The 4813-nt window shown below is 47.9% G+C and carries 2 tRNA genes and 2 rRNA genes; all 4 read right to left on the reverse strand.

Going from position 1 to position 4813, the window contains the following annotated elements:
* Nucleotides 1–26 precede the first annotated feature (26 nt).
* Nucleotides 27–2910 (reverse strand): 23S ribosomal RNA (locus YWA_RS0114390).
* A 119-nt stretch (nt 2911–3029) separates the two neighbouring features.
* Nucleotides 3030–3103, reverse strand: a tRNA-Ala gene (locus YWA_RS0114395).
* A gap of 103 nt (nt 3104–3206) precedes the next feature.
* Nucleotides 3207–3280: transfer RNA gene (locus YWA_RS0114400), tRNA-Ile, on the reverse strand.
* A gap of 87 nt (nt 3281–3367) precedes the next feature.
* Nucleotides 3368–4813 (reverse strand): 16S ribosomal RNA (locus YWA_RS0114405); the annotation flags it as partial.

A 4813-nucleotide genomic window follows, 5' to 3' on the forward strand; every position in this document is an offset into this window, starting at 1 on the left:
CTTTCGAACTTGACGAGAGAAAATTTGTACATAAGCTTATGGGTTATTAGTACTACTCGACTATGACATTACTGCCTTTACATCTATAGCCTATCAACGTGGTCATCTCCCACGACCCTTTAAAGAAATCTCATCTTGTGGTGGGTTTCGCGCTTATATGCTTTCAGCGCTTATCCCTGCCAAACGTAGCTACTCTGCGGTGCCACTGGCGTGACAACAGATACACTAGAGGTTTGTCCAATTCGGTCCTCTCGTACTAGAATCAGATCCACTCAAATTTCTAACGCCCACAGTAGATAGAGACCGAACTGTCTCACGACGTTCTGAACCCAGCTCGCGTGCCACTTTAATGGGCGAACAGCCCAACCCTTGGGACCTTCTCCAGCCCCAGGATGTGACGAGCCGACATCGAGGTGCCAAACCCCCCCGTCGATATGAGCTCTTGGGGGAGATCAGCCTGTTATCCCCGGCGTACCTTTTATCCTTTGAGCGATGGCCCTTCCATGCGGAACCACCGGATCACTATGCTCTACTTTCGTACCTGATCGACCTGTATGTCTCTCAGTCAAGCTCCCTTATGCCATTGCACTCTACGCACGGTTACCAAGCGTACTGAGGGAACCTTTAGAAGCCTCCGTTACTCTTTTGGAGGCGACCACCCCAGTCAAACTACCCACCAAGCAATGTCCCCCGGATTCCGGGGTTAGATCTCAGATAAGCAAAGGGTGGTATTTCAACAATGACTAACCAACGCCTAGCGACGCTGGATCGAAGTCTCCCACCTATCCTACACATCACTTATCCAAGACCAATACTAAGCTATAGTAAAGGTGCACAGGGTCTTTTCGTCCCACTGCGGGTAAACGGCATCTTCACCGTTACTACAATTTCACCGAGCTCATGGCTGAGACAGTGTCCAGATCGTTACACCATTCGTGCAGGTCGGAACTTACCCGACAAGGAATTTCGCTACCTTAGGACCGTTATAGTTACGGCCGCCGTTTACTTGGGCTTCATTTCAATGCTTCTCCGAGGATAACATCTCCACTTAACCTTCAAGCACCGGGCAGGTGTCAGGCCCTATACTTCATCTTACGATTTTGCAGAGCCCTGTGTTTTTGATAAACAGTCGCCTGGACTCTTTCACTGCGGCCAGCATCGCTGCTGGCGACCTTTCTCCCGAAGTTACAGGTCTATTTTGCCTAATTCCTTAGCCATGAATCTCTCGAGCACCTTAGAATTCTCTTCTCGACTACCTGTGTCGGTTTGCGGTACGGGTTGTTATAACCTGAAGTTTAGAGGTTTTTCTTGGAAGCCCTTAGGCGCACTATCTCGTTGTCCGAAGACGCTGAGTACTATCGTATTTCCCCAAAGCCCGTGGATTTGCCTGCGGGCCTTATAGGTAGGTACTTCAACGAACTATTCCGTCAGTTCGCGGCGCTTTCATCACTCCGTCACCCCATCACAGTTATAACAAGTACGGGAATATTAACCCGTTGGCCATCGACTGTCCCTTTCGGGTTCGCCTTAGGACCCGACTAACCCACAGCTGATTAGCATAGCTGTGGAAACCTTAGTCTTTCGGTGTGCGGGTTTCTCGCCCGCATTATCGTTACTTATGCCTACATTTTCTTTTCTAACCGGTCCAGCAAGCCTTACGACTCACCTTCAACCCTGTTAGAATGCTCCCCTACCACTTACAATAAATTGTAAATCCATAGCTTCGGTAATATACTTATGCCCGATTATTATCCATGCTCGTCCGCTCGACTAGTGAGCTGTTACGCACTCTTTAAATGAATGGCTGCTTCCAAGCCAACATCCTAGCTGTCTGGGCAGACAAACCTCGTTCTTTCAACTTAGTATATATTTGGGGACCTTAGCTGATGGTCTGGGTTCTTTCCCTCTCGGACTTGGACCTTAGCACCCAAGCCCTCACTGTTATGAAACATTATATAGCATTCGGAGTTTGTCAGGAATTGGTAGGCGGTGAAGCCCCCGCATCCAATCAGTAGCTCTACCTCTATATAACTTTACGCATAACGCTGCACCTAAATGCATTTCGGGGAGTACGAGCTATTTCCGAGTTTGATTGGCCTTTCACCCCTACCCACAGATCATCCCAAGACTTTTCAACGTCAACGGGTTCGGTCCTCCACTATGTGTTACCACAGCTTCAACCTGTCCATGGGTAGATCACACGGTTTCGCGTCTAACACTACTGACTAAAGCGCCCTATTCAGACTCGCTTTCGCTACGGATCCGTGGCTTAACCACTTAACCTTGCCAGCAACGTTAACTCGTAGGCTCATTATGCAAAAGGCACGCCGTCACCCCACTAAAGGGCTCCGACCGCTTGTAGGCGTATGGTTTCAGGATCTATTTCACTCCGTTATTCACGGTTCTTTTCACCTTTCCCTCACGGTACTGGTTCACTATCGGTCTCTCAGGAGTATTTAGCCTTAGCGGATGGTCCCGCCAAATTCAGACAGGATTTCTCGTGTCCCGCCCTACTCAGGATACCACTATCTATTACATTTATTACCCATACGGGACTATCACCCTCTTTGGTAGACCTTTCCAGGTCCTTCTGGTTCTGCATGCATAAAATGTCGTGGTCCTACAACCCCAATCTTGCCGTAACAACATTGGTTTGGGCTAATCCGCGTTCGCTCGCCACTACTTACGGAATCACTTTTGTTTTCTTCTCCTCCGCCTACTTAGATGTTTCAGTTCAGCGGGTTTGCCCTCCTATCGGAGTAATACATCTTCAATGTATTGGGTTGCCCCATTCAGGTATTTACGGATCGTCTGATGTGTGCTCATCCCCGTAACTTTTCGCAGCTTATCACGCCTTTCATCGCCTCTGAGAGCCTAGGCATTCCCCATACGCCCTTATTTTGCTTATTGTACCAATGTAAAATTAATTACAATTGTGCGATTCTAAATTAATAGAATCATTTCTTTCTACTTATTAAATATTTTCTTATCTCAATATGTCAATGAACGGATTTCGCATTAGCGAATAGTGGAGAATAACGGAGTCGAACCGTTGACCTCCTGCGTGCAAGGCAGGCGCTCTAGCCAGCTGAGCTAATTCCCCATTTCAATTTAGAATTTTGAATTCAGATTTCAGTCCTCATTCTCGATTTCTAATCTCTTTGGTGAATTCTAGCTTCTAGAATTTCCTTATAAGTATAAAATAGTAGTCCCGGGCAGACTCGAACTGCCGACCCCAACATTATCAGTGTTGTACTCTAACCAGCTGAGCTACGAGACTCTGTTTTAACTTATTATTTTTTTAAATCAACAGCGAAGAGTAAAGTAAGTCTTAAAACTTACACGTTATTATTGCGTCTTTCTCTAGAAAGGAGGTGTTCCAGCCGCACCTTCCGGTACGGCTACCTTGTTACGACTTAGCCCTAGTTACCAGTTTTACCCTAGGCAGCTCCTTGCGGTCACCGACTTCAGGCACCCCCAGCTTCCATGGCTTGACGGGCGGTGTGTACAAGGCCCGGGAACGTATTCACCGGATCATGGCTGATATCCGATTACTAGCGATTCCAGCTTCACGGAGTCGAGTTGCAGACTCCGATCCGAACTGAGAACGGTTTTGTAGATTCGCTCCTGGTCACCCAGTGGCTGCTCTCTGTACCGTCCATTGTAGCACGTGTGTAGCCCAAGGCGTAAGGGCCGTGATGATTTGACGTCATCCCCACCTTCCTCACAGTTTGCACTGGCAGTCTTGTTAGAGTTCCCGACATGACTCGCTGGCAACTAACAACAGGGGTTGCGCTCGTTATAGGACTTAACCTGACACCTCACGGCACGAGCTGACGACAACCATGCAGCACCTTGTAAATTGTCTTGCGAAAGTTCTGTTTCCAAAACGGTCAATCTACATTTAAGCCTTGGTAAGGTTCCTCGCGTATCATCGAATTAAACCACATGCTCCACCGCTTGTGCGGGCCCCCGTCAATTCCTTTGAGTTTCATTCTTGCGAACGTACTCCCCAGGTGGGATACTTATCACTTTCGCTTAGCCACTGAACTTGCGCCCAACAGCTAGTATCCATCGTTTACGGCGTGGACTACCAGGGTATCTAATCCTGTTCGCTCCCCACGCTTTCGTCCATCAGCGTCAATCAATTAGTAGTAACCTGCCTTCGCAATTGGTATTCCATGTAATATCTAAGCATTTCACCGCTACACTACATATTCTAGTTACTTCCTAATAATTCAAGCCCAGTAGTATCAATGGCCGTTTCCCCGTTGAGCGGGGAGATTTCACCACTGACTTGCTAGGCCGCCTACGGACCCTTTAAACCCAATGATTCCGGATAACGCTTGGATCCTCCGTATTACCGCGGCTGCTGGCACGGAGTTAGCCGATCCTTATTCTTACAGTACCGTCAATCTACTTCACGAAGTAGGGTTTCTTCCTGTACAAAAGCAGTTTACAATCCATAGGACCGTCATCCTGCACGCGGCATGGCTGGTTCAGACTTGCGTCCATTGACCAATATTCCTCACTGCTGCCTCCCGTAGGAGTCTGGTCCGTGTCTCAGTACCAGTGTGGGGGATCTCCCTCTCAGGACCCCTACCCATCGTTGCCTTGGTAAGCCGTTACCTTACCAACTAGCTAATGGGACGCATGCTCATCTTTTACCGATAAATCTTTAATTACTCCTTGATGCCAAAGTGTAATACTATAAGGTATTAATCCAAATTTCTCTGGGCTATCCCTTTGTAAAAGGTAGATTGCATACGCGTTACGCACCCGTGCGCCGGTCTCTAGAAAGCAAGCTCTCTAT

It is taken from the genome of Flavobacterium antarcticum DSM 19726 (assembly GCF_000419685.1).
GTDB lineage: Bacteria > Bacteroidota > Bacteroidia > Flavobacteriales > Flavobacteriaceae > Flavobacterium > Flavobacterium antarcticum.